The organism is Malaciobacter sp., from assembly GCF_055140965.1.
In genome coordinates this window covers 1-25,321 of record NZ_JBSRRO010000041.1, presented here as the reverse complement: position 1 = coordinate 25,321, position 25,321 = coordinate 1, and the positions used below count along the sequence as shown (strand labels likewise).

The following is a 25,321-nucleotide window of genomic DNA, read 5'->3' as shown; positions in this document are numbered from 1 at the left end:
TAATTATATGTCACCAACTGAGTTTGAAGAGAAAATGTTACGATTAGAAATGGTTAGTTAAATTGAAAATTTTGTGTCCTATAAAGTGTTGACAGATCACTGATGGCAGGAAACTAAAAGTGGAAGCAGAAGAAGAAGAAGAACCAGGTAAAGTTTATTCTTTTCCCATTCAGCCAAAAGCTTGGGATTTTCAAGTTTTAATCGAAAAAATAGAAAAATAGCAAATAGGGTCAAATGATAACGATAACTTTTTGTGTTGTCTACTTATTACTGTAAAGTTGTCATAAAGCATCATTTCAATTAATGAAAGCATTATTAGCAAAACAGAATTATAATATTATTATCAACTGACCCTTATACTCTAATACTTTGTATCATATAAAAAGGAGAAAGAATGGCAATAAAATTATGCCCTATTGGTGGAAAAATAAATGCTTTTTTATTTGAAAATGAGAATATAAATTTACCTTTATCTCTTTTTTTATCAATTAGAATAGATTTAGAAGAGTTCCAATTTCAAAGTGAATTTGAAGATACGTGTATCCAGCTTGATTTTATTAAGATGAAGTTTAATTCTTTTTTGGATATAGAAAATAAAGAGATTGAGTTTGCTTTAAATCCTGAACATGGGTATGTTGATGGGTCTATTTATCTTGATAGCCAGCATGTGCCAGTTGATATTAGTAAGATAAGTTTTAGTCCATTTGATAAAGATAATATCAATGCTAAATTTAAGGGAGTGGTATTGTTTGATTATTGTGGTTATGAAGATTCAAATCAAGAGTTTATTATTGAAACTACTTTAAATTTTGAGAATATATTTATACCCTCTGATATAATTTCTCCAAGTACACAAAATCTTGAAATAGCCAAGAAAAAGCTTAGTGAGTTTTTTGCTATTAGTGAATTAACAGATCCAGTTATAGAAAATAATGGCTTTTGTGATGTAATTGCATTTCACAAGTTGGCATAATAATATAAAACTATTTTAAAAAAGAAACACAGTTTGAATATTGATTATAAACTAAATTCAAATATTGTATGCTAAGAGTTTAAATTTAAAAGTTGTATAATAAAAAGATAAATATTTAACTTAATTTTAGGATATTAAATGAGTAGTGAAGTTATTGCGTATGCAGTAGATAGAAAAAAGATTAAAGAGATATATGCTTGTAAAGATAAGAATTTTATTAGTGATTTTATGAGTGAATTTTGTGATGAGATTGAAGAGTTATCAGAGGATTTTGATGTAAATCCTAGTGATTTTGAAAGTAGGTTAGATTTAATAGTAAATGCTAAGCCTTATGGTGAAGATGATAATGTTTGGATTTACAACTCTTTATATGAGCTGTTTTGCCAAAAATATGGAGAGTTGATTGAGCATGAAGAGTTTATGTGTTATTTAGAAGATGCTATTGGTGATACACCAAGAACAGCTTTTTTACAAATTCCAGCAGATAAAGATTTTGAGGGTGCAGATTATTATAGTATTGCTTATGAAGATTTAGAAAAGCTAAGAGAGATATTTTTAACTAAGCCATCTTATGCAAATGAAGATTATTATATGGATGAGGTTAACAATATTTTTGATTTTGCAAAAGAAAATAAGAAAGATTTAGTGTTTTTCGCATATTGATTTTTATTATTATCTTCATATTAGACTTTTTCATATAATATAATATATTTTATGGAGGTATTTTATGATTTTTTATAAAAAAAATAGAGAGTTGGATTTAGATATTGGAAATCATCATATTGTTATTTGGCGTCGTTATGAAGCAATGGGTGCGCTAAATGATTTATTAATAGCAATTTGGTTTTTAATAGGTAGTTTTTTCTTTTTAAATGATTCTCTTATGCAAAGTGGTACTTGGCTATTTATAGTAGGTAGTGCACAATTAATCATAAAACCTCTAATAAAATTAATAAGTTTGATTCATGTAGCTCAAATTTATAATAAAAATTATAATAAAAACTATAATAAAAATTAAAATAAGCTGTTATACACTAATATACTATTAGATATTTCATTAATTTAAGAGTTTTAAATATATAATATTATATTGATAATAAATTTTAAATATGTTAATTTTTTAAATTTTACTTTTGTAAGTATTTTTAGATAAAAGAATCTTTCAATTCATAGATATTCCAACATTATTTTATTAATTAGTTATTAAAAATATTAAGGAATATTCTAATGAATATAGAACTAGATGATTCAAAAAAACTACTAGCACTTAATAAACCAAAAGGTTATATTGTTACGCGATCTGATGATCTTGGACGAAAAACTGTTTATGATCTTTTACCTGATTGGGTTTTTTCTGATGGTTGGATGCCAATAGGTCGTCTTGATTTAGAATCAAAGGGGCTTTTGCTATTTACAAGAGATGGAAAGATTGGTAATTTATTGACTAAACCTAAAAATTGTATTAAAGTTTATGAGATTTGGGTTAGAGGTCATGTAACACATGAGCATATTCTAAAAACTATAAAAGGTGTAGAGAGTCCTTATGGATTATTGAAAGCTTTAGAAGTAGAAAAAACAGGTATGGCTAAAGCAAAAACAAAACTTAGAGTAAAAATAGATGAGGGCAAAAATCGTCATATTCGTAGACTTTTTGGAAGTTTAAAAGACCCAAAATTTAAAACTTCATTGAAGGTTTTAAGTTTAAGTAGAGTAAGTATTGGTGATTTTAAGCTTGATATTAAAAGTGGTGAATGGCGTTTTCTTTCTATAAAAGAAGAAAAAGCATTAATGAAAAATTTATAAGAAACAAAAAGGAAATTATGTGTCATTTAAAGTATTTACTTTATCTCAAGAACTTTATAAAGCATTAGAAAAAAATAGTTATATTACTCCAACACCAATACAAGAAAAGGTGATTCCTCTTGTAAAAAAAGGTGCTGATGTCTTAGCACAAGCTCAAACAGGAAGTGGTAAAACAGCTAGTTTTGTTATTCCTGTATTAGAACTTTTAAAAGATGAAATAACATCTAAAAAATCAAAAATTAAGGTTTTAGTTTTAACGCCTACTAGAGAGCTTACTTTACAAGTTGCACAGACTTTTTCAACAATGAGTTCATTTTTCAAACACACACCTTTAATAGTTCCTGTTATTGGTGGAGAAAAAATTGGTGAACAACTTTTAAAGATACAAAAAGGGTGTGATATTGTAGTCGCAACTTCTGGAAGATTAATTGATATTATTGATAAAAAACAGATAGATTTATCACAAATTGAATATTTCATACTTGATGAAGCAGATAAAATGTTGGATTTTGGTTTTGCTGAAGAGCTTGATATTATTTTAAATGTGATTGCAAAACAAAGACAAAACCTTATGTTTTCTGCGACATATTCACCAAAAGTACTAGATATTGCTTCAAAAATAACTACAAAAGCTACAAATGTAAAAATAGAAAATACAAAATCATATGTAGAGCAAATAACACAAAGAGCTATTTTGGTAAATAAAGAGAATAAAAGTGCATTATTAAGACAAGTAATAAAGCAAAATCAGTTTAAATCAGTATTAGTATTTATGGCAAGTAAAAGAGCAGCTGATAACATAGCCGCAAAATTTAGAAAGTATGGTTTAGAAGCTGACTCATTTCATGGTGATTTGACACAAGAAGAGAGAATTTATACTCTTGATGAGTTCAAAAATAAAAAGATTAATATTTTGTTTTCAACTGATATAGCTTCAAGAGGATTGCATATAGAAGATATTGATTGTGTTATTAATTACGATTTGCCAAGAAGCACACAAACTTATATTCATCGTATAGGAAGAACAGCAAGAGCTGGAAAAAGTGGAGTTGCTATATCATTTTTAGATGATGAAAATTTAGATCATTTTAAACTTATAGAAAAAAGAAATGAGTTAGATATAAAAAAAGAGCAAATTGAGGGATTTGAGTTTAAAAGTAGTAAAAGTGCAAAGCAAAAAGGAAGCAAACCTGTTAAAGGTAAAAGAAAAAGTAAAAAAGATAAATTAAGAGAGCAAGGACTTAAATAAAACTATATGAGTGAAAAAAACAATATATTGCAAAAAATAAGATTGATAGATAAAGGTGTACTTTTTATGCTTTTAAGTGCTTTGATTTCAGCACTAAATGGAGCAGTAGCTAAAGTATTATCTGATAGTATGCATCCAATTGAGATAGTATTTTATAGGAATTTCTTAGGAATTTTGATACTTTTATATAGTTTCAAAAAGGTAAATGTTTTAATAGATAAGTCTAAACTGCACTTACTTTTTTTACGAGGTTTTTTTGGTAGTTTAGCTATGCTTTTATTTTTTTATACAATAGCAACTATTCCTTTGGGTGAAGCTGTTGTACTAAATAAAACATCACCTTTTTTTGTAACTATTCTTGCTTATTATTTAATGAAAGAGTCTATTGGTCTTAATACATTTTTTGCATTGATTATTGGTTTTTTAGGAATTGTATTTATTATGAAACCTTTTGGTGTTGAAATATCAATTGAACATATTATGGGTGTATTAGGAGGTTTTTTCTCTGCTGCTGCTTATGCAACTATAAAAAAAATCAAAGATATTTATGATGCAAGGGTTATTATGCTTTCTTTTATGGGAGTTGGTATAATTATTCCAATTGGATTTTTTTTATTTAGTTCATATGTTGAATTTAAAGTCTACACTGATATTTATATTTGGTTACTTATATTTTTTATGGCAATTATCTCTACTGCTTCACAATGGTTTTTAACTAGGGCATATAGTTTAAGTAAGGCTAGTATTATTGGTGTGATAAGTTATACAAATATACCTTTTGCTATTGGTTTTGGGGTTATGTTAGGTGATTCATTACCTGATATATATACATTTTTAGGTATTATTCTTATTGTAATAGGTGGGATTTTAGTTAGTAAAAAAGGTAAAAAATGAAAGTAAATATTCCTGGAAAGCAAGAAATAGAGATTGAAAATATTGTATTTGATTATAATGGTACGATTGCTATTGATGGTAAACTAATTGATGGTGTTAAAGAGAATATAAATAAACTTTCAAATGATTTTAATTTTTTTGTGATTACTGCTGATACTTATGGAAGTGTTGAGCAAGAGCTTAAATCAGTAAATTGCAAAATTATCAAGATTGAAAAATCTTCACAAGATATAAGTAAAGAAAAGTTTATAAAAGAACTAGGTTCAAATACTGCTTTGTGTGTTGGCAATGGAAGAAATGATAAATTGATGTTAAAAGAGGCTATTTTAGGTATTGCAATTTTGCAAGATGAGGGTATATGTACACAGACATTGTTAAACTCTGATATTTTAGTAAAATCTATTTTGGATGTTTTTGGGTTTTTAAATGATAAAAATAGGCTAATAGCCACATTGAGAAATTAAAAGTAAGATATAAGTAGCAAAAAATGCTACTTAAAAAGTCTTATAGACCTGTAACGTTTTCTGCTTGAGGACCTTTTTGACCTTGTCCTAACTCAAAAGTTACTTCTTGACCATCATTTAATGATGCTCTATCATATCCATTAGTGTTGATTTGACTATAGTGTACAAATACATCTTTCCCGCCGTCTTTTTGTTCGATAAAACCGAAACCTTTTTCACTATTGAACCATTTTACAGTTCCGTTTACTAATGTTGCCATTGTAATTCCTTTGTTGTTTTGTGTTAAAAGTATAATATGAGAAATTCTTTTAGATTGATTGTACTGTAACTATAAGTTGTCAATATAACGCAGACTAAAGATGTAACTCGAACCATCTTTTGTTGGTAACAGTATACATGAATTTTTCACTTATAATCTTAAAATAAACTTAAATTTCAATAAAAATAGATTAATTTGAAATTTATTTAGCTTTGTTATACTGAATAGATATTTAAGATAATATTTATTTTGAATAATATTAAATGAAAAAAAACAAAGGAAGCAAATGGCGAAAAAAAATTACAACTATGAGAAAAGAGCAAGAGAGATAGAAAAACAAAAAAAGAAAGAAGAGAAGCTTAAGAAGAAACAAGCTAAAAATAATCCAGAAAATGTAGAAAATAATGAAGAGATAGAAAGTATAGAAGATAAAGAGTAGTTTTATAGTTTTATTTTAAAAATGATAAAATTCAAATAAAAAGAGAATAATGTTTGATAGCAATGATTATTGGGAAGAAGAGTTTAAAGATTATAAAGCAAAAGAGTTAAACTCTATTTATTTTGATAACTGTACTTTTATTAACTGTACTTTTTCAAGTGCTACTATTAGCAACTGCAAGTTTACAGAGTGTATATTTGTTAGTTGTGACTTATCTCTTTGTATTTTAAAATCTTCTACTTTTAATGATGTAACTTTTAAAAAGTCTAAACTTATTGGTATTTCTTGGAGCAATTGTGAAGAGCCTTTTGATATAAGTTTTATTTCTTGTAATATTTCTCAAAACTCTTTTCATTTACTTGACTTAAAGAAAATGAAATTTGTTGATTCAATCATTAAAGATAGTGGGTTTGAAGAGTGCAATCTTGAAAAAACTGTTTTTGAAAGATGTGATTTAGAACTTACCACTTTTTATAAAAACAACTTAAATAAAGCAAATTTTCAAACTTCAAAAAATTACTTAATAGATCCTACTCAAAATAGTATAGAAAAAGCTGAGTTTTCACTTCCTGAAGTATTGAGTTTTTTAAGTTTGTTACCTATAAAAATTAAATGAGATTTGAAAGATAGTAAAATATCCCAAATTGGGATATTATTTACTTTTTATTTGAAAAATCAAATGAATCAATATGCTCATCTATATGTTGTGCCAATAGATTTTTATACTCTTTTGTAAAGTACTCTATAATCTCTTCTTTAGCATTTTTCATATCTTGTGCAGAATCAAAATCCGTTGCTGCAACCCATGCATTGAATCTTGCTAGTCCATACATAAAAGAAGCACTAGCTTCTCCTGGAGTTATCATCTTTTCACTCATTTGATTATTTGCTAAGATTATGTGTTCATCAGCTCTTTGTACAAATGCTTCTTTATTATTCATGATTAATATCCTTAGTTTATTTTTCTGGATTTTAGCAAAATTAACTTAAATAGTTCAAAATTTAGATAAAATACAAAAATATTAATTAAATGATTGATAAATTTAAGCAAAGAGAAACTATGAAAAAAGTATTTAAATTAGAAGATGAAAAAAAGCATCCTGATAGAGTTATAGAAGCAATAAAGCATGAAGTTAGAAAGTATATAAAAAGAGAAAAAAAGAAAACTTTACCTGAGGGTGTTGATTTTTGGAAGTTTGAATGTAAAAGTGCAATTGATGATGAAGAAGTAAAAGAGATTGAATTTTTAGAAATTACAAAAGCAATTGATGAAGCTTCTATTAAAAAAGCAAAAACTTTATATTTAGAGATTATCGCAACAAATGGTTATAAAGAAAAAAAAGAGAATAATGAAGAGACTGAAACAGAATAAAGAGTTTTGTTTATGAAAGAGAAGATTTATTTAATTCCTGGGCTTATGACAGATGAAAGACTTTGGCAAAGAATTACTCCTTTATTAAAAGAGTATGAGTTAATTCATATTTCTATTCCTGCAAGTACAGATTTTGATAAAATGAACGAGTTTTTAAAAAAGAAATTTGAAAGTGAAAAAAAAGTAAATCTTTTGGGTTTTTCTCTTGGAGGATATATTGCAACATATTTTGCAATTAAAAATCCAAGTTTCATAAATAGGCTTTTTATAGTTGCTGGAACACCAAGTGGTACAAATGAAATAGAAATAAAAAGAAGAAAACAAAAACTTCTTCAAATAGAAAAAAAAGGTTTTTCTACACTCTCTTATGAAAAAGCATTATCTTTAGTAGAAGAAAAAAACAAAAACGACAAAGAGTTAATCAATATTATGATTGATATGTTTACAAAGCTTGGTGAACATGAGTTTACTTCTCAGCTTACAAGTACTTTTTATAGAAAAGATTTACATAAAGAGTTGAAAAATTTGAATTTTTTGATTTATTATTTTTTTAGTAAAAAAGATAGACTTTTAAATCATAAATCTATTGAAAAATTAGAGCAAATGAATTTGAAACATCTAAGAGTTATTTTAAGAGATGGCACAAGCCATAATATTCCTTTAGAGGATCCTTTTACTTTAACAAAACATATAAAAGAGTGGATGAAAAGCAGTTTAATCTAAACTAAACTGCTTTTTGTAGTTTTCTTCAAGTGGAGTTTTATCTTTATAGCTAATAATATCTCCTATTTTAATTTCAATAATTAAATTTTCTGTTCTTTTTTCAATTGCTTCTTTTAAAACATCATTTGCATTTGATTTTATATAAACAGGCAAAATATCAAGTCTATTCTTAAGAGCAATTATTCTTGAGCCTTCTTTAAAACTACTAATTGGAGTATTTTCTTTATTTCTAGTACCCTCAGGAAAAATAAATATTGAGTGATTATTTTTTACTACTTCTTTTGTCTTTTTAAAGAAAGAAGACATATTATTTGATTCTCTATCAAGTAAAATTGTACCAGCATTTCTTGTGAATGTTCCAAAAAATGATGAGTTATATAACTCTTTTTTTGCAACCCAATATCCTTTTATATCACTATTTTTTAAAGTTTGTTCTATTATTAAAGGGTCAATTATACTTCTATGATTTGAAATCAATAAGTATTGTCCTTGAGTTGGGATTTTCTGTTTATTTTCTATTTGTACTTTAATATTTAGTTTTGATAGAAGTTCTTCTGAATAATTTAATCTTAAATCCATTTTTTCTTTAGAAGTTTTAGTTTTTTTTAGCTTTATTCCATACTTATTGGTTAAGTACATAGCATATATTGCCATTTTTATTTTTTTTAGATTCAAAATATTGTAACTATCCCTTTCATTTTTTTCATTATTAAATCATAAATTTACTTTTAATTTGATTAGTATTAAATACTTGATTGATTTTAAATACAAAAGTTATAGAATGCCCTTCCTTTCATAATCTATTTATACTAAAAGAGTATAATTAAGTTAGAATTGAAATTTATGGAGGATAAGATGAGTAAAGTGAAAAATGTAGTTGTTGCTATTGATACTTCAATCATGGCAAATGAGGTTTTAAAAAGAGCTTTTGACTTTGCAAACAAAGATATAGTATTGCATATTGTTCATTGCATTGATATTCCTTGGATAAATAAATTAAAAGAGAAAAAAGATATAGTACTTCAAACAAAAAGAAAATTAAAAGAGAGTATTAAAAAACTAAATAAAGAAAATAAGCCTTTTAAATTAATTGTTAAAAAAGGAACACCCTCAACTGTTATTGTAAAAGAAGCAAAAAAATTAGATGCAAAATTAATAATAATAGGTGCATATTCAAAAGAGAATTTAAAAACAAAAATTTTAGGTTCAAATGCTCATAATATTGCACAAAAAAGTAATTTACCAGTTTTAATAGTAAAAAATATGTTTATAGAAAAGTATAGTAGTGCAATTGCATTTACTGATTTATCTAAAGTATCTAAAAAAAGTATAAGATTTACACAAAAGTTTTTTAAAGATTTGGATATAAAGCTTGTGCATGCTTCTAAAAAAATAAGTGAGTTTGCCTTGGATTTTTATAAAATAAATGACCAAACTGACTTTTTGATTAAAGAAGCAAAAAAACAAAAAGAAAAAGAAATTGATAAGTTTAAAAAAGATATTTGTATAAATGATATTGAAGTCTTAGAAGAGTCAGGTTCATATAATGAAGCTTTACTTTCATATGCAAACAAAGAAGATAAAGATCTAGTTATATTAGGTTCAAGAGGAGTTAAAACAGCAAGTTCTATGTTGTTTGGTTCTAAAAGTTCTTTTTTGATGAAATCTGTCTCTTCTGATGTGTTAGTTTACGTTCCACTTACAAAATAAGTCATAAGCAAAAATCAACATATTATTGACTACAATTTTGTTATGGAAAAAATAGAACTAATTAATAAAAAATTTTTAAAAAAAGATTTGATTTTAACAATAGCAAAATATCAAATCTATTATCAAATGGCACTTGGGGTTTTGGTTAAAGAGACTTGTTTTGATAAAAATGAGATAGAAAAGAAGTTAAAGCAACTGCAACTTGATATTGATGTTGAAAATATCTTAAATGTAATGATAGAGCTTATTGACTCTTTTTATAATGATGATGAGTTTGAAATCATATTTGAAGATAATATAAAAGTAAATGCTTTTTTGCATTGTTTAAAAGACTTTATTGAAAAAAATGATGATTTAACTAATAAAGAGAAAGTTCATACTTCATATAAAGAAAAAATAATGAATGATGCTTTTTTTGATGCAAAAATGCAGTTACATTTTGATGATGAATTAAAACATAGAGTTACATATTGGGAAGAGTTAATTACAGAAAAAATAGCAGATGAAATAAAAGAGTCTGCTTTAAATATTATTAAAAGGTAAAATCAATGAAATCATTAATTTTAAGTATGTTATTACTTTTATCTTTAAACGCAGGAATGAATAATAATGAAGAAGAGTTAAAAGAAAAAATAAAAGCAATGTCTGTAGAAAAGTTTGCTAGAATCTTAGCAAATAAAACTGCAAGTGCTGTTCCAATTAAGATTGATGCAATCACAACAGTTACTAAAGTTATAGCTTTAGAAAATAGTGTAACTTATTTTAAAAGTATTGATTTAAATCATGAAATGATGAAAGGTAAATGGGAAAATAAATCAGAATATTTTAAAACTGTTATGTTTGATCAAGATTCAAAAATAGTATGTAGAGTGGACTTTTTAAATCATATGATTGTAAATAAAGGCTTAGTGTTAAAATATTATTACACAGATACAGAATATAGACCTTTATTTAGTTATACTGTAAATAAACAAGATTGTTTAAAGCTTGAGAACTAAAGAGTTTAAAGAATTTTCAAATTCTTTTTTTAAACTCTTATATTTTTGTTCCCTTTAAGTTTATGTGACTATAATCTGCATTCAACTTAACGCGGAATAGAGCAGTCAGGTAGCTCGTCGGGCTCATAACCCGAAGGTCACAAGTTCAAATCTTGTTTCCGCAACCAATCAAAAAACTTACTTAAAATTTAAATCAAATTCTTCCCGTTATTTCTATTAAGTGAAATCCAAATTGAGTCTTAACCGGTCCATGTATTTTATTTAAATCTTTACTAAATACAACATCATCAAACTCTTTTACCATATCACCTTTTTTAAACATTCCAAGTTCACCACCTTTTTTGCCTGATGGACATTTTGAAAACTTTTTTGCAGCTTTTTCAAAACTTATTTCTTTATTATTTATCTCTTTTTGTATCTTTTTTGCTAACTTTTCAGTATTTACTAAAATATGTCTTGCTGTTGCTTGTTTTGCCATATAAAATCCTTTTCAAAGTAAATAGTAGCTAAAAGATTTTTTAAGTATAATTATATGAATGAATAAACTACCAATATATGAAATCTTAGATGATTTAAAATCAAAGCTAAGAACAAATAAAACAGTTATTTTACAAGCAACAACGGGTGCAGGTAAAAGTACAGTTGTTCCTACAGAACTTTTAAATGAAACTTTTTTAAAAAATAAAAAAATCATAGTTTTAGAACCAAGACGAGTAGCTGCAAGAGTTATTGCAAATAAATTAGCACAAAATCTAGGTGAAAAAGTAGGGCAAACAGTAGGCTATGAGATTAAACTTGATAGTTGTGTTTCTAAACAAACAAAAATATTAGTTCTAACAGAAGCTATTTTGATTAGAAAAATACAAGCAAATCAAAGTATTGATGATATTGGTTTAATAATTTTTGATGAGTTTCATGAAAGAAGTATTTATACAGATTTGTCATTGGCTTTTTCTTTACAAATAAAAGATTATTTAAGAGATGATTTGAAGCTTTTAATAATGTCTGCAACATTAAATAGCAAAAAGTTATCTAATTTTTTAGATGCACCTATAATAACTTCAATTGCAAAAAATTATGAAGTAAAAAGTATATATTTAAATCCTGATGTAAAACAACCAAGTTATAGTGATACTTCTTTGGTAGTTGATACTATTTATAAAGCTTTAAGAGATAGTAAAAAAGATATTTTAGTTTTTTTAGCTGGTGTAAAACAGATAAATGAAGTAAGAAGTAGTTTAAATATAAGTGAAGATATCTTAGTATTGCCTTTGTATTCAAATCTTGATAAAAAGCAACAAGATGATGCAATACAAGAACAAAGTAAAAGAAAAGTAATACTCTCAACAAATATTGCACAAACCTCTTTAACTATAAAAGGAGTTAATGTAGTAATTGATACAGGACTAGAAAAGGTTTCAAAATATGATAGTTCAAATGGTATGAACCATTTGAACTTAAGTTTTATTTCTTATGAATCATCTATTCAAAGGCAAGGTAGAGCTGGAAGGTTAGAAGATGGAGTTTGTTATAAGTTGTGGCATGAGTCAAAACTTTTAGAAAAAACATCAAAACCAGAGATTTTAAGAGTAGATTTAACACAAACTCTTTTGGAGCTTTCATTATGGCAAATAGACAGTTTTGATGATTTAAATTGGTTAGATATACCAAATGAGACATCTATTTTACATGCAAAAGAGCTTTTAATAAGTCTAAATATGATTGATAAAGAGTATAAAATTACAACTTTTGGTAAAAAAGCCATAAGTTTGGGAATTCATCCTAGATTTGCCTATATGATTTTAAAAGCAAATGAGCTTGGATTTGCTTATGAAGCTTGTATTTTAGCATCAATTTTAAATGCAAATAGTTTACAAGGCGATATCTTATCTACTTTTATAGATTGTTATGAAAAAGATAAAAACTCAATACTTTTAAAAGAGGCAAGACAATACTTTATAAAATTAAAAAAATTTGAGTTTATTAAAAAAGAGAAATTCTCTTATGAACTTTTGGGCGTATTAGCTTTATATGCTTATCCTGATAGATTAGCAAAATTAAGAGAAGAAAATGATACAAGATACAAGCTTAGTAATAGTAAAGGTGCAAAACTTCATAAAGATAGCTATTTGTTTAATGAAGTTTTTTTAGTTGTAGTTAATATAAATGCTAAAGCAAAAGACTCTTTTATAAATCAAGCTTTAAAAATTGAGTTTAAACATATAAAAGCGTATTTTAGTTCACATATAAAAAAAGAACAAAAAGTAAGTTTTGATAAACAAAATAATAAAATTATATCAAGAGAAGAGATTAGTTTTTTAAATTTACAATTAGATTTGAAACCTTGTAAATTAGATGATTCAAACTTAAATGAATTGATAATAAAAATTATTAAAGATGAAGGTTTAGAGCTATTAAATTGGGATAAGAAATCTCTTTTATTAAAACAAAGAGTTGATTTTATAAACTATCATGATAAAAGTCTAAAGTTTCCTTCTTTTGAAAAAAAACATTTATTAGATAGTTTAGATGAGTGGTTAGGTATATATTTAAATAATATAAAAACAATAGAGCAGTTAAAGAAATTGGATTTATATAATATACTACTTAATCTTTTATCTTGGCAACAACAACAAAGTTTAGATGAGTTAGTACCTGTCTTTTTTGAAGCACCAAGTGGTTCAAAGATAAAAATAGATTACTCAAATATTGAAGTTGCAAAATTAAGTATAAAAATACAAGAGATATTTGGAGTATATGAAACACCAAAAGTTTTAAATAATAAACTTGCTTTACAAATTGAGTTATTAACTCCTGCTCAAAGACCAATACAAATTACTTATGATTTGAAAAGTTTTTGGGAAAACTCTTATGATGAGGTAAGAAAAGAGCTTCGTGGTAAATACAAGAAGCACTATTGGCCACAAAACCCTTATGAAGCACAAGCTACAAATAAAACAAAAAAGATGATGAAATAGTATCAATACTTAGTTTATAAATTTATAAGTTATTTAATGTATTATTGTTAAAATATAAAAGTTTTAATTTTCTATAAAATATAAGGAATAAAAATGAAGAAGACAATATTTTTTGTTATGATTATTCTTGCAAGTAATTTATTTGCTTCTTTTAAAGCTTCGAAAATAGTTGAAGCAAAAAGCATAATTTGGGGAATGGATTTTTATGATAAGAGTAAAGCAATAGTCAGTTTTAAAAATGGTTTTTTTGCTGTTTTAGATACAAATAGTAATACCTTGAAATATATTAAAAAGTTAGATGTATATGAAAAAGGACAGGCTGGGTTACTTGATGTAAAAGCCTCTTTAAATTTTAAAAATGATAATACAATATTTTTTACATATGTTAAAAATATAGATAATATGGGTGTGACTACACTTGCAAAAGCAAAATTAATAAATGAAAAACTTGTTAATATAGAAGATATTTTAGTTACTAAAAGTGCAACAAATACTACAAGACATTTTGGAAGTAGAATAACTTTTGATGAACATCATATCTATTTTAGCGTTGGAGATAGGGGAGAAAGAGATAATGCTCAAACCTTAAGCAATCATGCAGGATCTATTATAAGATTGAATTTAGATGGTACAGTGCCAAAACTAATCCTTTTTTTTACAATAAAGATATTTTAAAAGAGATTTATAGTTATGGGCATAGGAATCCTCAAGGGCTTTTTTATGATAAAAATACAAAAATCCTTTTTTCAAATGAACATGGTCCAAGAGGTGGAGATGAAATAAACATAATTAAAAAAGCACAAAATTATGGATGGCCAAGAGTATCTTTGGGAAAAGAGTATTGGGCTCCTATTAGTGTAGGTAAAACTCAAGAAAAAGGCTTGATTGATCCTATTAAACATTATACTCCTTCAATTGCACCAAGTTCACTAATAGTTTATAGTGGAAAAAAATACAAAAGTTTAAAAGGTGCATTAATTTCTACAGCATTAAAACTAACTCATATAAATATTATAAGATTAGATGAAAATCTTAAGCCAATAGATGAAAAAAGAGTTTTTAGTAAACTAAATGAAAGAATAAGAGTAGTAACAGAAGATATTTCTGGAAATATATATTTTGCAACTGATAGTGGAAATATATATAAAATAGTAGAAGTTAAAGAGAAAACTCTTTAACTATTTACTTATTTAATTGAGCACTTTTTAGTGATACTACATAAAGGACAGAAGTTTATAACTCCTGCTAATAGAGGTATTACACCTAAGAAAAACCAAGGATTTTGAATAATAACTCCAATAGTAATTAGTACTACTCCTACTATAATTCTTATTGGTCTACATATTCCTCTAATCTTTTCATAGATATTCATATATTATCCTTTGTTATAAAGTTAATATAATTATATCTTATGTATTATTAAGTAAATTTGATAAGAAAAACTTATTTAATAGATTTTATTTTTGCTTATATATTTTTTTCTAATTCATTTTTATTTTTGTATATTTGTTTAGGTCTAAATTTTAAAAAATCATCTAAATAATTTTCATAATCATATTTATATGTAGATAGTTTTATTTTGATTATTACATCTTCTTTTGTATTATAGTTTATATCTATTGTGTAAATTGGTTTTAAAAAAGGAGTTGTATTGTACTTTGATTTTAAAGATAATATGGTTTGTCTTAAAGTTTTAAAATCTACATCTACAGTATTTACATACTCTTTTAGTTTTTTTCTTGTTTGTTTTACATATTGGTCAAAATCAAAATCATTGCTTACAATGTATTTAAACTCAATATAATCTAAATCTATGATTACTTTATGGATAATTTCTGATTCATTTAATGTTTTATTTTCAAGTGAAAGTAATTGACCTGTTTTTTGATTTTTATATATTGTTTTAAATAGATTAACTTTTGTTATCTTGCATATTTCATTTGGTGTATCCTTAAAATAAAATTCCATCCCCTCATATATAGTTGTTAAAACAGATGATTTATAAGCTAAACCTAAAAATATATTGTTTAATTGCTCTTTTATTGAAAAAAGTAAAATTAGTATTAATGCCGATAATACAGGTACTATAACAGTTAAATTATTTTGAGATATAATAATAAATGAACTCAATAAAAACAGTATCATATATACTTTAAGTAAATTTTGTCTTTTCAAATTTAGTGTTGCTTCTAAATTTATTTTTTTTAATTCTATTTTGGTTTTATTTATTTTACTTTTGTGATATCGATTTAAAAAGATGATATGAATTATATAAATCACCAGTAATGTTACTACTAATAATATCAACTTACTATAATCAAAATTATTTAATAAATTTAATAAATTTTCTAAATCTGTAAATAAATTTTTTAAAATATTCATTTTATTATTCCACGCTTTATATTTATTATGTATTATACTTTAAAATCAATATTAAAAAAGTTTAATTACTTAACATTTTACTTTTTGTTATATTTATCTCTTTTTTTGATATAGATGATTGATAAACAATTACTTCAACTCCTTCTTGTATAACTTCTTGAAAAGTTTCATAATATTTAGGATCAATCTCTTTTGCAATTTTAAACTCTTTATCATCTGTTCTTTGAATAACATATAACATTACAGCTCTATGACCTTCTTTTACCATATCTCTTAATTCATTTAAATGTTTTGTTCCTCTACTTGTAACTGCATCTGGAAAAGCCAATGTATCATCAAGTTTTAAGCTTACGCTTTTTATTTCTACATAGCACTTTTTATTATCATGGTCATTTTCTAAAAGTATATCAATTCTACTGTTTTTACCATATTTTTGTTCTGGTTTTAAGCTATCATAACCTTGAAGTTCTTTTATTTTTCCATTATTTATTGCTTCAATTGCTATTTTATTTGCAACTGTTGTATTTGTACATATTAAATTATTTTCCATTTGTGTAAGTTCTAATGTATATTTTAATTTTCTTTTTGGATTGTCATGGTAAGTAACCCAAACTGGACAGTCCTGTTCAATACAAGAAGTCATAGCACCACTATTTGGAACATGTGCAGTTATCTCTTCTCCTGTATCTAATTTAATATCTGCTAAAAATCTTTTATATCTTTTTATTAATTTTCCCTCATATAATTTATCAAATTTCATAACTTGCCTTTTGTTTTTCTTATTTTATATAAATTTACTTATTTATATCTAAAGTAATTAAAAACATCTATAAAAAGTAAATATAAGAAAAATTAGTGATATACTTCGTTTATGGAAAAAATAATATATAAACTATTTGTAGATGGAAGTGTCAATCCTCAAAAAAATATTGGTTTTGGGGCATATCTTTTTTGCAAAGAATTAAACACTTGCAAAGAACAAAAAATATTTACAAAAAAATTTGAAGACACTTCTTCTACAAAATTAGAAGTTCAAACATTTATTTGGGCTGTAAAGCAAATTGATTGTAGTGAAAAATTTATAGTTTATACAGACTGTCAAAATATTTTATCACTACTAAATAGAAGAGAAAAGTTACAAAATAGTAATTACACCACAAAAACAGGTAAAAAAGTTAAAAACGAAGAACTTTACAAAGAGTTTTTTTTACTTTATGATAAATATGATTTTGAAATTATAAAAGTAAAAGGACATAAAAAAGCATCGACAAAAGATGAAATAGATGATTGCTTTTTTTTAGTTGATAAAGAATCAAGAGCAAAACTAAGAAATGAAATAATTTTATAATATTGTTATTATTTTATATTTTGGTTATAATTATACCAATTTAAAAAAATTGGTTTTATAAATATAATTCTACCAAAAAGACTTAGTCTGAACTAGTACAATCTACTTTTAATACCATAATTTAAAGATTTCAATAATAAATCATTAAGGTATTATATGTCTCAAGAAAATAACTATAGAGTAAAGTATCAAACCATTGAAATTGGTACTTTAGATATTCACTTAAAAACTTTAAAAGATAAACAACAATTTTTTGATAAAGATGATATTGCACAAAAACTTGGAATTTCTTCTGCACAGTGGCCAATCTTTGGTATTTTATGGGAGGCTGGGGAAGTACTGGCCAATTTAATGTTAACTTATGAAATAGAAGGTAAGCGTATTTTAGAACTAGGTTGTGGTCTTGCTTTGGCAAGTATGGTTTTAAATTTAAGAGGTGCAAATATAACAGCAACAGATTATCACCCAGAAGTAGCAAGTTTTTTAAAATATAATAGCTTATTAAATAGTAAAAAAGATATTCCATACTTTCAAGCTAGTTGGGATGATAAGGTATCAATTGTTGAAAAATTTGATGTTATTATAGGAAGTGATGTTTTATATGAAAGAACCCATGTAAATTTACTTTCATCTTTTATTGAACTTTATGCAAATGAAAAATGTGAAATAATTATTATAGATCCTGCAAGGGGAAATCATAATGCATTTTGTAGAAAAATGGAAACATTTGGTTTTTCTTCAAGAAATGAAAAACCAATAACAGATTATTTACCAAAAGCTTTTAAAGGTAAAATCCTATATTTAAATAGATAATTTATTACTAAAAGTTACTATATAGGACAAAAATTGTCTTAAAATAAAAATTAGTTTCTTTGTATAATAATTCTTTCAATCAAATAGGAGTATTCTTTACTTATCAAAACAATAATTTACAAAAGGATAACAAAATGAAACATGAATTAATGACTTTACCTTATGAGAAAGATGCATTAGAACCATTAATGTCAAAAGAGACTTTAGAATTCCATTATGGGAAACACCATCAAACATATGTAAACAAATTAAACGAACTTATTGCTGGTAGTAAACATGAAGACTCTTCTTTAGTTGATATTATCAAAGATTCTGAAGGTGGAGTTTTTAATAATGCTGCTCAAGTATTTAATCATGATTTCTTCTGGAATGGATTAACTCCAAATGAGACATCAATCTCAAAAGAGTTAGAAGATGCAATAGTTGCAAATTTTGGTTCAGTAGAAGAGTTTAAAACAGAATTTACAAATAAAGCAGTAACTCACTTTGGTTCAGGTTGGGCTTGGTTAGTTAAAGATGAAGCTGGAAAATTAAGTATTATTTCTACTTCAAATGCACAAACTCCAATTACTGAAGGTTTAACACCATTATTAACATGTGATGTTTGGGAACATGCATACTACATCGACTGTAGAAACGCAAGACCAGCATACTTAGAAAACTTTTGGAAACTAGTAAACTGGGATTTTGTTGCACAAAATCTAACTAAATAATTACTTATAAAGAGTCATATCTTCTTTGACTCTTTATATTCATGTATTGCTTTTACTGCTTGTACAGCTGCTGGAAGTAATGCTTCACTTAAAGCAGGGTGAATATATAACATCTCCTTTAAATTTCTAATATCATTTTGAAGATGCATTATTGCTAAAACTTGATGTATCATAGTAGCACTTTCATATCCAATTAGATGACAACCCAAAATTTCATATGTATCTGGATTTAGAATAAATTTAGTTCTTGGATATTTGATTTTTAGTGCTTGAGCTTTTGCACTTGCAAGCCAACTTGTAGTTGATGTAACATATTTTATATTTTGTTCTTTTGCTTTTTTTTCTGTTAATCCAACACTTGCAACTTCTGGATGACTAAATACAGCATGGGGCATGTATTTGAATTTTAAAGGCTCTTTTTCATCTTCAAATAACATTTTAAATAGGTGATTCATTTCAAATGCAGCAGCGTGTTGAAGCATATGCTCTCCACTTGCATCACCTACTACATAAACACCTTCAACATCAGTTTGAAAAAACTCATCTCTTTTAATAAAACCTTTTTCATTTAATTTTATATTAGTATTTTCAAGTTTTAAAGTATCAGCATTTGAAACTCTTCCTATTGCAAAAAGTAAAGCATCATTTTTATATGTTTCATCATTATCTAACTCTATTTCAAAAGAGTTGTTTTTATATAATGCATTTTTAATAGATATATTAAATTTTACATTTACATTTTTGCAGTATTGTTCTTTGAAAATTTCACTTATTTCTTCATCTTCATTTTCTAAAAGAGTATCACCTCTTACTAATTGCGTTGTTTCTACTCCAATTGCATCAAAAAAGTTTGCTAATTCACAAGCTATAAAACCACCTCCAACTATTGTTATAGAATCAGGTATCTCTTTTATCAAAGGAAAAATATCATCACTTGTCCATGCATTTTCAAAAGGAACTTTTGTTGGTCTTGTTCCTGTTGCAATTATTATTTTAGGTGCAGTTAGTTTTGTGTTGTTTACTTTTACTATTTTATTATCTAAAAAGCTTCCTTCACCTTTGAATATAGTTACATTATCATTTAATTTCTTTTTATAATTTTCTTCAACACTGTAAATATACTCATTTGTGCGTTTAAATATCTCTTCTTGGTCTATATTATCTATTATTGCTCTAATAAAGTGCTTTTTTGATTCTTTTATTTCTCTAATTTTTTGGGCATAGCCTATTAGAAGTTTTGAGGGAACGCAACCTCTATTTGGACATGTACCTCCAAGAGTTAATTTTTCTATTAATGCTACTTTTTTACCTAGTTTTCCAGCTTTTGCAGCAATATTACTAGCTCTTCCTGCTCCAATTATTATCAAATCAAAATTTTGCATATCGTATCCTTTTTTAAAAACTATTTTTCCACAAATATCTATTAAAATAATTCTAACAAATAAAAAGGATTTCAACGTGAAAAAAACATTAGTTTTACTTCTTTTGATGATAAATTTACTTTTAGCTACACAAATTTCAGCTTTTAATGAAAGTGAGTTAAAAGAGTTTAAAAATCACATACCTTTTAAAATAGAAAAAGGTATTTTAAAAGTCAATGCATTAGGTGGTTTTGCAGATGGAAAATATAAGCTTGAGAAGATTAAAAGTAAAAAAATAGATAATAATTTATATAAATTAACTTTAGGTTTTGAAAAGAAAAAGAATAAATTCATAAGATTAAAACAAAAAAGAGTAATTTTTATTTTATATAATGATAAAAAAATATGGATTAAGTTTAAAGATAAAATATATAAGTATAACTTATTTATAGATAAATATATCATAGAAGATAAAATATTTTATAAGCAAAAAAGGAGTACACTAAATGCAAAGATAGATAAGATGAACTTATTATTATCTTTTAATTGAATTATAAAGGAGTAAAATGTTGTCAAATTTAAAAGGCGACTTTTTTGGTGGTTTAACAGCTGCAATTATTGCATTACCTTTAGCTTTAGCCTTTGGTGTGGCAAGTGGTGCTGGTGCAGTTGCTGGACTATATGGAGCAATAATATTAGGTTTTTTCGCTTCTTTATTTGGTGGTACTTCTTCTCAAATATCTGGACCTACTGGTCCAATGACAGTTGTTGTTGCAAGTGCTATTGCAATGTTTCATAATGACATTAATGCAGTAATGAGTGTTGTGCTTCTTGCAGGTCTTTTTCAGATTCTATTTGGAGTTTTAAAAATAGGAAAATTTGTAAGATATATTCCTTATCCTGTGATTTCTGGATTTATGAGTGGAATTGGAGTTATTATTATAATTTTACAAATTAATCCTTTTTTAGGAGTTGATTCTGAAAGTTCTGTGTTAAAAACTATATATGAATTATCATCAACTTTTACGAACTTAAGCTTTGAAGCATTGATATTGTCTTTTTTTACTTTGTTAATTATGATTATAACTCCAAAAAAAATTGCAAGTTTAGTGCCTCCTGCACTTTTAGCATTAACTACTATGACAATAATTAGTGTATTTTTTAGTTTTGATGTAAAAACAATAGGTGAGATTCCAACTAGCTTACCAGAGTTTACAATGCCAGTTTTTGAATTTTCAAAATCTAAAGATATAATTCTTTTAGCAATTACTTTAGCGCTTTTAGGAACAATTGATACTTTATTAACATCATTGGTTGCAGACTCAATTACTAAAACTAAACATAGTTCTAATAAAGAGTTAATAGGGCAAGGAATTGGAAATACCCTTGTAGCTTTTGTTGGTGGAATACCAGGAGCTGGTGCTACTATGAGAACTGTTGTTAATGTAAAAAGTGGTGGAAGAACAAAATTATCAGGGATAATTCATGCTTTAGTTCTTGTATTAATTGTACTCTTTTTAGCTCCTATTGCTTCACAAATTCCATTAGCTGTATTAGCAGGTATTTTGATGAAAGTAGGACTTGATATTTTAGATTATAAGTTTTTAAAAGTTGCAAAGTATGCACCTAGAAATGATATGATAGTTATGATAATAGTTTTTTTATTAACTGTTTTTGTTGACTTAATAATGGCAGTTGGTGTAGGTATTACTTTAGCTTCACTTTTAATAGTATATAGAATTTCAAAAGAGGCTAAATTAAATATCTCCTTTGAAAAAGAGGTCTTTTCAGAAGAAAAAGGAAATGAAAAAGTAAGAGTTTTAGATATAAATGGTGCTTTTTTCTTTGGTTCTGCATCTTTTTTTGAAGAAGAAATAAATAAATTATTGGATACTGAAAAATTAATTATAAACTGCACAAATGTTCCTTTTATGGACATCTCTGCAATTTTTACACTAGAAGAGCTGATTTTGAAACTTAAAGATTTAAATATAGAAATTTGTCTAGTTTTAAAACAAAGACATATTGATAAAATACAAACTGTAGATAAAAGAGAGATTTTTAAAGATATCCCTATTTATAAAACAGTAAAAGAGGCTTTAGATTAAGAGTTTACTCTTTATCTAAGCCATCTACTATAATAGCGCCAATTGAGGCTGGCATTGAGATTACGATTATTCGTTTTATAGCAAGTAGGGTGTCTGTAAATAGTGGTAGTTTGTTAAGTGCAAACAGTGTTAAACTTACAACTAAGATAGTTATAAAATAAGCTATGAAGATTCTAAATAAAAATATAAAAACCCTTGATTTAATATTTGTTTGAAAAATACTTCCATATGTATAAACACTTAAAAAAAAGACAGTTAGTATTACAAGTAAGCTTAAGTTTAAAGTAGGAAGAGTTTGGGCTATATCCCATGCTTCTTGTGAAAAAGATATTGGCACACATAATGCAAATGCACCAATTATTAACTGTGAAATATCTTCTGTATTAAATCTTAAGTTTCTCAAATTTAACCTTTATTTTTTCACATCATCAAAATCTTCTCTTACAATATCAATCTCTTCTTGAAATGATTTTGCATCACCATAATCAAAAAACTTGTTATATCTTGAGTGTGTATCTTTTGTTTTATCTGCATGTTTAATAGGACACCAATATTGTTCTGTTCTTCCAGCAACTTCTCTAACATAGCCCATTAGACCATTGAAATATTCACAATATAGACAGTTTATTTGTTGGATTTTATTTAGATAAAAAAGGTTGTATCTATCTATTATTATATACTCTTTTCTATTTACTTTAGGAATTCTATAAATTGGAAAGCATATTGCTTGATATAAAGAAACAATAATATCAAGTAAAAAAGCAGGAATTAAAACTGACCAAATTATAGGAATTGTAAGAATAATACTTATTCTTTCTCTCCATAAATATTTAAATGAGTTTATAACTTTACTTTTGTATTCATTTATATACTCTCTATCAAATTGAAATTTTTTATTAAAATTTTTGTCAAAATAAAACTTTTTTTTATTTTTTTCATACTCTTTTTTTAAGTCTTCTTCTAAACTTTTAATCTTTGTATAGATTTCATTTATTCTGCTATTGTTTGACATATCTTACCTTTTAAATTTGATTATCATAGCTTTAAATAGCTTAACTATAAGTTATTTAAAGATCTTTAGATACAATAAAAAAATGAGAAAAGAGTTAATAACACAAATGGGGTTTAAAAAGTTTTTAGATGAGTTTAACAATCTTCTAAAAATAGAAAAGCCATATTGGGTAAAAGAAAAAGAAATAGCTGCACAATTTGGAGATAGAAGTGAAAATGCAGAGTATATAAGTGCAAAAGAACAAATAAGAAATATTGATAAAAGGCTTAGATTTTTAGATAAAATCATAAAAAATACTGAAGCTATAAAAACAGAACAACTTTCCCATGAAAAAGTAAATTTCGGTTCACAAGTTACAATACTTAATTTAGATACAAATGAAGAAAAAATGTATATTATTGTAGGAACATATGAAACAAATCCAAATGTAAATATGATTTCAAATAAGTCTCCTTTAGGCAAAACTCTTTTAAATAAATCAAAAAATGAAGAGTTTGAATTTATAATAAATAATGAGACTTTTGTATATGAGATTTTAGATATTAAAAAATATAATTTTAAAGTAGATTGATGAATATATCAAGTTTAGAAAAGATAATAGATGAAAGTTTAAAAAATAAAACGCATGAGTATAAAAGATTATTTCATGGAAGAGGTAATTTTTATGAAGATTTTAACTATTTAACAATAGATAGTATTGATGATATTTTATTTGCAACAATTTTTGAAAAAATAAATAAAGATATTGAAAAAGAGATTATTGATTTTTTAGAAAAAATATATGAAAAATACAATTTTAAAACATTGGTTTTACAAAGAAGATATTTAAATAATGGTGAAAATGAAGTTTTAAAAGGAGTTTTAAGAAAAGATAATTATGCAATTGAAAATGGTTTAAAATATAGTATTAATTTTTCAAATAAAAATATTGGATTTTTTGCAGATATGAAAAAAGGTCGTCAATTTGTATATGAAAATGCAAAAGATAAAAAAGTATTAAATCTTTTTTCTTATACATGCTCTTTTAGTGTGTGTGCAATTAAAGGTGAAGCAAAAGAAGTTATCAATATTGATATGGCAAAAAATGCATTAAATACTGGGCGTCTAAATCACCAAATAAATAATCATGATACAAAAAAAGTAAAATTTTTACCACATAATATACTAAAATCATGGGGAAAAATAAAAAAATTTGGACCTTATGATCTTATAATTATAGATCCACCTTCTTTTCAAAAAGGAAGTTTTGCTGCAACAAAGGATTATGAAAAAATAATTAAAAGATTAGACTCTTTAGCTTCTGAAAAATGCATAATTTTAAGCTGTTTAAATGCTCCAGAATTAGATACAGATTTTATAAAAAGCTTATTTGAAAAGTTTGCGGCTGAGTTTAAATATGTAAGAAGATTAGATAATTTAGAAGAGTTTATTTCAAAAGAGAAAGAAAAAAGTTTAAAAAATATGATATTTGAAAAATCATAAAATTATATTTGTAGCCCCATAGCATTATGAGGCTATATTAGTATTTGGATTTATACACTCTTTTAATATTGTTACACTTGTATAAATAAAAAACATTACACTAATTGCAACAAAAGACAAAGCTGCTTTAATCATCTTAAATCCTCGTATAATAAATTTATCAAGTTACTAGATCAAATAAGAGTAGTAATCTGATAGTTATTTAGACTTTGGTAAAGTTAAATATTGTTTTACCAACTT

At 25.5% G+C, this 25,321-nt stretch carries 32 protein-coding genes, 1 tRNA gene and 1 pseudogene; 24 read left to right on the top strand and 10 right to left on the bottom strand.

Annotated elements, in window-relative coordinates:
• The first annotated feature begins 394 nt into the window (after positions 1 to 394).
• The 7 genes from ACTCCZ_RS11075 (at position 395) to ACTCCZ_RS11045 (ending at position 5,383) form a co-directional block, all read left to right on the top strand.
• On the top strand, positions 395 to 973 hold the full coding sequence (locus tag ACTCCZ_RS11075; protein ID WP_079580217.1) for a hypothetical protein: 579 nt from the start codon (positions 395 to 397) through the stop codon (positions 971 to 973).
• A 138-nt stretch (positions 974 to 1,111) separates the two neighbouring features.
• On the top strand, positions 1,112 to 1,636 hold the full coding sequence (locus tag ACTCCZ_RS11070; RefSeq protein ID WP_079580216.1) for a DUF7691 family protein: 525 nt from the start codon (positions 1,112 to 1,114) through the stop codon (positions 1,634 to 1,636).
• Between the two features lie 64 nt (positions 1,637 to 1,700).
• Positions 1,701 to 1,991 carry a YrhK family protein gene (locus ACTCCZ_RS11065; protein WP_079580215.1) on the top strand — a complete coding sequence of 97 codons (291 nt, stop codon included), beginning with the start codon at positions 1,701 to 1,703 and terminating at the stop codon, positions 1,989 to 1,991.
• Between the two features lie 209 nt (positions 1,992 to 2,200).
• Complete coding sequence (locus tag ACTCCZ_RS11060) at positions 2,201 to 2,776, top strand: pseudouridine synthase (RefSeq protein WP_079580214.1); 576 nt, start codon at positions 2,201 to 2,203, stop codon at positions 2,774 to 2,776.
• 19 nt (positions 2,777 to 2,795) lie between these two features.
• Positions 2,796 to 4,025 (top strand): DEAD/DEAH box helicase, encoded by a 1,230-nt coding sequence (locus tag ACTCCZ_RS11055; protein ID WP_079580213.1) that lies wholly within the window; start codon positions 2,796 to 2,798, stop codon positions 4,023 to 4,025.
• Positions 4,026 to 4,031: 6 nt separating this feature from the next.
• Entirely contained in the window at positions 4,032 to 4,919 is an 888-nt protein-coding gene (locus tag ACTCCZ_RS11050; protein ID WP_228145356.1) for a DMT family transporter, read from the top strand.
• Positions 4,916 to 5,383, top strand: a complete 468-nt coding sequence (locus tag ACTCCZ_RS11045) for an HAD family hydrolase (protein ID WP_079580212.1) — start codon at positions 4,916 to 4,918, stop codon at positions 5,381 to 5,383. The genes ACTCCZ_RS11050 and ACTCCZ_RS11045 overlap by 4 nt, the downstream gene beginning before the upstream one ends.
• Positions 5,384 to 5,423: 40 nt before the next feature.
• On the opposite strand, the gene ACTCCZ_RS11040 is transcribed toward ACTCCZ_RS11045, so the two are convergent.
• Complete coding sequence (locus ACTCCZ_RS11040; RefSeq protein WP_079580211.1) at positions 5,424 to 5,642, bottom strand: cold-shock protein; 219 nt, start codon at positions 5,640 to 5,642, stop codon at positions 5,424 to 5,426.
• 286 nt (positions 5,643 to 5,928) lie between these two features.
• Here ACTCCZ_RS11040 and ACTCCZ_RS11035 point away from each other — a divergent pair, with 286 nt between their 5' ends.
• Positions 5,929 to 6,081 (top strand): hypothetical protein, encoded by a 153-nt coding sequence (locus ACTCCZ_RS11035; RefSeq protein ID WP_165375116.1) that lies wholly within the window; start codon positions 5,929 to 5,931, stop codon positions 6,079 to 6,081.
• A 49-nt stretch (positions 6,082 to 6,130) separates the two neighbouring features.
• The gene (locus ACTCCZ_RS11030) at positions 6,131 to 6,697 is read left to right on the top strand and encodes a pentapeptide repeat-containing protein (RefSeq protein WP_079580210.1); all 567 of its coding nucleotides are present in this window, start codon (positions 6,131 to 6,133) and stop codon (positions 6,695 to 6,697) included.
• Positions 6,698 to 6,737: 40 nt separating this feature from the next.
• On the opposite strand, the gene ACTCCZ_RS11025 is transcribed toward ACTCCZ_RS11030, so the two are convergent.
• Positions 6,738 to 7,022: a DUF3144 domain-containing protein gene (locus ACTCCZ_RS11025; RefSeq protein WP_079580209.1), complete on the bottom strand. Its 285-nt coding sequence runs from the start codon at positions 7,020 to 7,022 to the stop codon at positions 6,738 to 6,740.
• A 119-nt stretch (positions 7,023 to 7,141) separates the two neighbouring features.
• Between ACTCCZ_RS11025 and ACTCCZ_RS11020 the strand changes: the two genes are divergently transcribed.
• Both ACTCCZ_RS11020 and ACTCCZ_RS11015 read left to right on the top strand, forming a co-directional pair.
• Entirely contained in the window at positions 7,142 to 7,453 is a 312-nt protein-coding gene (locus ACTCCZ_RS11020) for a DUF6172 family protein (protein WP_196778296.1), read from the top strand.
• 12 nt (positions 7,454 to 7,465) lie between these two features.
• Positions 7,466 to 8,176 carry an alpha/beta fold hydrolase gene (locus ACTCCZ_RS11015; protein WP_079580207.1) on the top strand — a complete coding sequence of 237 codons (711 nt, stop codon included), beginning with the start codon at positions 7,466 to 7,468 and terminating at the stop codon, positions 8,174 to 8,176.
• Here the strand turns inward: ACTCCZ_RS11015 and ACTCCZ_RS11010 are convergent.
• The gene (locus tag ACTCCZ_RS11010; RefSeq protein ID WP_079580206.1) at positions 8,168 to 8,851 is read right to left on the bottom strand and encodes a lysophospholipid acyltransferase family protein; all 684 of its coding nucleotides are present in this window, start codon (positions 8,849 to 8,851) and stop codon (positions 8,168 to 8,170) included. The genes ACTCCZ_RS11015 and ACTCCZ_RS11010 overlap by 9 nt on opposite strands.
• Before the next feature lie 180 nt (positions 8,852 to 9,031).
• Here ACTCCZ_RS11010 and ACTCCZ_RS11005 point away from each other — a divergent pair, with 180 nt between their 5' ends.
• The 4 genes from ACTCCZ_RS11005 (at position 9,032) to ACTCCZ_RS10990 (ending at position 11,051) form a co-directional block, all read left to right on the top strand.
• Positions 9,032 to 9,886: a universal stress protein gene (locus ACTCCZ_RS11005; protein ID WP_159445753.1), complete on the top strand. Its 855-nt coding sequence runs from the start codon at positions 9,032 to 9,034 to the stop codon at positions 9,884 to 9,886.
• Positions 9,887 to 9,928: 42 nt separating this feature from the next.
• On the top strand, positions 9,929 to 10,429 hold the full coding sequence (locus ACTCCZ_RS11000) for a hypothetical protein (protein WP_079580204.1): 501 nt from the start codon (positions 9,929 to 9,931) through the stop codon (positions 10,427 to 10,429).
• A 5-nt stretch (positions 10,430 to 10,434) separates the two neighbouring features.
• On the top strand, positions 10,435 to 10,884 hold the full coding sequence (locus ACTCCZ_RS10995) for a hypothetical protein (protein WP_079580203.1): 450 nt from the start codon (positions 10,435 to 10,437) through the stop codon (positions 10,882 to 10,884).
• A gap of 90 nt (positions 10,885 to 10,974) precedes the next feature.
• Positions 10,975 to 11,051, top strand: a tRNA-Met gene (locus ACTCCZ_RS10990).
• 26 nt (positions 11,052 to 11,077) lie between these two features.
• Here the strand turns inward: ACTCCZ_RS10990 and ACTCCZ_RS10985 are convergent.
• Positions 11,078 to 11,362 (bottom strand): peptidylprolyl isomerase, encoded by a 285-nt coding sequence (locus tag ACTCCZ_RS10985; RefSeq protein WP_079580202.1) that lies wholly within the window; start codon positions 11,360 to 11,362, stop codon positions 11,078 to 11,080.
• A gap of 58 nt (positions 11,363 to 11,420) precedes the next feature.
• Here ACTCCZ_RS10985 and hrpB point away from each other — a divergent pair, with 58 nt between their 5' ends.
• Together hrpB and ACTCCZ_RS10975 are read left to right on the top strand one after the other, a co-directional pair.
• Positions 11,421 to 13,862, top strand: coding sequence for an ATP-dependent helicase HrpB (gene hrpB, locus ACTCCZ_RS10980; protein ID WP_079580201.1), 2,442 nt, complete (start codon positions 11,421 to 11,423; stop codon positions 13,860 to 13,862).
• 93 nt (positions 13,863 to 13,955) lie between these two features.
• Positions 13,956 to 15,040, top strand: a pseudogene (locus tag ACTCCZ_RS10975) (PQQ-dependent sugar dehydrogenase).
• A gap of 8 nt (positions 15,041 to 15,048) precedes the next feature.
• Here ACTCCZ_RS10975 and ACTCCZ_RS10970 read toward each other — a convergent pair.
• From ACTCCZ_RS10970 to sfsA, 3 genes are all read right to left on the bottom strand, one after another.
• Positions 15,049 to 15,234, bottom strand: a complete 186-nt coding sequence (locus tag ACTCCZ_RS10970; RefSeq protein ID WP_079580200.1) for a YgaP family membrane protein — start codon at positions 15,232 to 15,234, stop codon at positions 15,049 to 15,051.
• A gap of 95 nt (positions 15,235 to 15,329) precedes the next feature.
• Positions 15,330 to 16,244 carry a hypothetical protein gene (locus ACTCCZ_RS10965; RefSeq protein ID WP_079580199.1) on the bottom strand — a complete coding sequence of 305 codons (915 nt, stop codon included), beginning with the start codon at positions 16,242 to 16,244 and terminating at the stop codon, positions 15,330 to 15,332.
• Positions 16,245 to 16,305: 61 nt separating this feature from the next.
• Complete coding sequence (sfsA, locus tag ACTCCZ_RS10960; protein WP_079580198.1) at positions 16,306 to 17,004, bottom strand: DNA/RNA nuclease SfsA; 699 nt, start codon at positions 17,002 to 17,004, stop codon at positions 16,306 to 16,308.
• Between the two features lie 111 nt (positions 17,005 to 17,115).
• Here sfsA and ACTCCZ_RS10955 point away from each other — a divergent pair, with 111 nt between their 5' ends.
• From ACTCCZ_RS10955 to ACTCCZ_RS10945, 3 genes are all read left to right on the top strand, one after another.
• Complete coding sequence (locus ACTCCZ_RS10955) at positions 17,116 to 17,592, top strand: ribonuclease HI (protein ID WP_079580197.1); 477 nt, start codon at positions 17,116 to 17,118, stop codon at positions 17,590 to 17,592.
• A gap of 156 nt (positions 17,593 to 17,748) precedes the next feature.
• Positions 17,749 to 18,405 (top strand): class I SAM-dependent methyltransferase, encoded by a 657-nt coding sequence (locus ACTCCZ_RS10950; protein ID WP_079580196.1) that lies wholly within the window; start codon positions 17,749 to 17,751, stop codon positions 18,403 to 18,405.
• Positions 18,406 to 18,539: 134 nt separating this feature from the next.
• Positions 18,540 to 19,118, top strand: coding sequence for a superoxide dismutase (locus tag ACTCCZ_RS10945; RefSeq protein ID WP_079580195.1), 579 nt, complete (start codon positions 18,540 to 18,542; stop codon positions 19,116 to 19,118).
• Positions 19,119 to 19,132: 14 nt separating this feature from the next.
• Here ACTCCZ_RS10945 and ACTCCZ_RS10940 read toward each other — a convergent pair whose 3' ends face one another.
• Complete coding sequence (locus ACTCCZ_RS10940; RefSeq protein ID WP_079580194.1) at positions 19,133 to 20,500, bottom strand: dihydrolipoyl dehydrogenase family protein; 1,368 nt, start codon at positions 20,498 to 20,500, stop codon at positions 19,133 to 19,135.
• A gap of 76 nt (positions 20,501 to 20,576) precedes the next feature.
• On the opposite strand from ACTCCZ_RS10940, the gene ACTCCZ_RS10935 reads away from it, so the two are divergent.
• Positions 20,577 to 21,029 (top strand): hypothetical protein, encoded by a 453-nt coding sequence (locus ACTCCZ_RS10935; protein ID WP_079580193.1) that lies wholly within the window; start codon positions 20,577 to 20,579, stop codon positions 21,027 to 21,029.
• 16 nt (positions 21,030 to 21,045) lie between these two features.
• Positions 21,046 to 22,587, top strand: coding sequence for a SulP family inorganic anion transporter (locus tag ACTCCZ_RS10930; protein ID WP_079580192.1), 1,542 nt, complete (start codon positions 21,046 to 21,048; stop codon positions 22,585 to 22,587).
• Between the two features lie 4 nt (positions 22,588 to 22,591).
• Here the strand turns inward: ACTCCZ_RS10930 and ACTCCZ_RS10925 are convergent, their stop codons facing one another.
• Together ACTCCZ_RS10925 and ACTCCZ_RS10920 are read right to left on the bottom strand one after the other, a co-directional pair.
• Positions 22,592 to 22,990, bottom strand: coding sequence for a DUF2391 family protein (locus ACTCCZ_RS10925; protein ID WP_079580191.1), 399 nt, complete (start codon positions 22,988 to 22,990; stop codon positions 22,592 to 22,594).
• A gap of 9 nt (positions 22,991 to 22,999) precedes the next feature.
• Positions 23,000 to 23,599, bottom strand: coding sequence for a hypothetical protein (locus ACTCCZ_RS10920; RefSeq protein ID WP_079580190.1), 600 nt, complete (start codon positions 23,597 to 23,599; stop codon positions 23,000 to 23,002).
• An 82-nt stretch (positions 23,600 to 23,681) separates the two neighbouring features.
• Between ACTCCZ_RS10920 and ACTCCZ_RS10915 the strand changes: the two genes are divergently transcribed.
• Together ACTCCZ_RS10915 and ACTCCZ_RS10910 are read left to right on the top strand one after the other, a co-directional pair.
• The gene (locus tag ACTCCZ_RS10915; protein ID WP_079580189.1) at positions 23,682 to 24,170 is read left to right on the top strand and encodes a GreA/GreB family elongation factor; all 489 of its coding nucleotides are present in this window, start codon (positions 23,682 to 23,684) and stop codon (positions 24,168 to 24,170) included.
• Complete coding sequence (locus ACTCCZ_RS10910; protein WP_079580188.1) at positions 24,170 to 25,081, top strand: class I SAM-dependent methyltransferase; 912 nt, start codon at positions 24,170 to 24,172, stop codon at positions 25,079 to 25,081. The genes ACTCCZ_RS10915 and ACTCCZ_RS10910 overlap by 1 nt, the downstream gene beginning before the upstream one ends.
• The last annotated feature ends 240 nt before the right edge of the window (positions 25,082 to 25,321 follow it).

What these genes read in the sequence shown, in the direction of transcription:
- ACTCCZ_RS11075 (WP_079580217.1), top strand. Translation starts at nt 395, where the DNA reads ATGGCAATAAAATTATGCCCTATTGGTGGAAAAATAAATGCTTTTTTA.
- ACTCCZ_RS11070 (WP_079580216.1), top strand. Translation starts at nt 1,112, where the DNA reads ATGAGTAGTGAAGTTATTGCGTATGCAGTAGATAGAAAAAAGATTAAA.
- ACTCCZ_RS11065 (WP_079580215.1), top strand. Translation starts at nt 1,701, where the DNA reads ATGATTTTTTATAAAAAAAATAGAGAGTTGGATTTAGATATTGGAAAT.
- ACTCCZ_RS11060 (WP_079580214.1), top strand. Translation starts at nt 2,201, where the DNA reads ATGAATATAGAACTAGATGATTCAAAAAAACTACTAGCACTTAATAAA.
- ACTCCZ_RS11050 (WP_228145356.1), top strand. Translation starts at nt 4,032, where the DNA reads ATGAGTGAAAAAAACAATATATTGCAAAAAATAAGATTGATAGATAAA.
- ACTCCZ_RS11045 (WP_079580212.1), top strand. Translation starts at nt 4,916, where the DNA reads ATGAAAGTAAATATTCCTGGAAAGCAAGAAATAGAGATTGAAAATATT.
- ACTCCZ_RS11040 (WP_079580211.1), bottom strand. Translation starts at nt 5,642, where the DNA reads ATGGCAACATTAGTAAACGGAACTGTAAAATGGTTCAATAGTGAAAAA.
- ACTCCZ_RS11035 (WP_165375116.1), top strand. Translation starts at nt 5,929, where the DNA reads ATGGCGAAAAAAAATTACAACTATGAGAAAAGAGCAAGAGAGATAGAA.
- ACTCCZ_RS11030 (WP_079580210.1), top strand. Translation starts at nt 6,131, where the DNA reads ATGTTTGATAGCAATGATTATTGGGAAGAAGAGTTTAAAGATTATAAA.
- ACTCCZ_RS11025 (WP_079580209.1), bottom strand. Translation starts at nt 7,022, where the DNA reads ATGAATAATAAAGAAGCATTTGTACAAAGAGCTGATGAACACATAATC.
- ACTCCZ_RS11020 (WP_196778296.1), top strand. Translation starts at nt 7,142, where the DNA reads ATGAAAAAAGTATTTAAATTAGAAGATGAAAAAAAGCATCCTGATAGA.
- ACTCCZ_RS11015 (WP_079580207.1), top strand. Translation starts at nt 7,466, where the DNA reads ATGAAAGAGAAGATTTATTTAATTCCTGGGCTTATGACAGATGAAAGA.
- ACTCCZ_RS11005 (WP_159445753.1), top strand. Translation starts at nt 9,032, where the DNA reads ATGAGTAAAGTGAAAAATGTAGTTGTTGCTATTGATACTTCAATCATG.
- ACTCCZ_RS11000 (WP_079580204.1), top strand. Translation starts at nt 9,929, where the DNA reads ATGGAAAAAATAGAACTAATTAATAAAAAATTTTTAAAAAAAGATTTG.
- ACTCCZ_RS10995 (WP_079580203.1), top strand. Translation starts at nt 10,435, where the DNA reads ATGAAATCATTAATTTTAAGTATGTTATTACTTTTATCTTTAAACGCA.
- ACTCCZ_RS10985 (WP_079580202.1), bottom strand. Translation starts at nt 11,362, where the DNA reads ATGGCAAAACAAGCAACAGCAAGACATATTTTAGTAAATACTGAAAAG.
- hrpB (WP_079580201.1), top strand. Translation starts at nt 11,421, where the DNA reads ATGAATAAACTACCAATATATGAAATCTTAGATGATTTAAAATCAAAG.
- ACTCCZ_RS10970 (WP_079580200.1), bottom strand. Translation starts at nt 15,234, where the DNA reads ATGAATATCTATGAAAAGATTAGAGGAATATGTAGACCAATAAGAATT.
- ACTCCZ_RS10965 (WP_079580199.1), bottom strand. Translation starts at nt 16,244, where the DNA reads ATGAATATTTTAAAAAATTTATTTACAGATTTAGAAAATTTATTAAAT.
- sfsA (WP_079580198.1), bottom strand. Translation starts at nt 17,004, where the DNA reads ATGAAATTTGATAAATTATATGAGGGAAAATTAATAAAAAGATATAAA.
- ACTCCZ_RS10955 (WP_079580197.1), top strand. Translation starts at nt 17,116, where the DNA reads ATGGAAAAAATAATATATAAACTATTTGTAGATGGAAGTGTCAATCCT.
- ACTCCZ_RS10950 (WP_079580196.1), top strand. Translation starts at nt 17,749, where the DNA reads ATGTCTCAAGAAAATAACTATAGAGTAAAGTATCAAACCATTGAAATT.
- ACTCCZ_RS10945 (WP_079580195.1), top strand. Translation starts at nt 18,540, where the DNA reads ATGAAACATGAATTAATGACTTTACCTTATGAGAAAGATGCATTAGAA.
- ACTCCZ_RS10940 (WP_079580194.1), bottom strand. Translation starts at nt 20,500, where the DNA reads ATGCAAAATTTTGATTTGATAATAATTGGAGCAGGAAGAGCTAGTAAT.
- ACTCCZ_RS10930 (WP_079580192.1), top strand. Translation starts at nt 21,046, where the DNA reads ATGTTGTCAAATTTAAAAGGCGACTTTTTTGGTGGTTTAACAGCTGCA.
- ACTCCZ_RS10920 (WP_079580190.1), bottom strand. Translation starts at nt 23,599, where the DNA reads ATGTCAAACAATAGCAGAATAAATGAAATCTATACAAAGATTAAAAGT.
- ACTCCZ_RS10915 (WP_079580189.1), top strand. Translation starts at nt 23,682, where the DNA reads ATGAGAAAAGAGTTAATAACACAAATGGGGTTTAAAAAGTTTTTAGAT.
- ACTCCZ_RS10910 (WP_079580188.1), top strand. Translation starts at nt 24,170, where the DNA reads ATGAATATATCAAGTTTAGAAAAGATAATAGATGAAAGTTTAAAAAAT.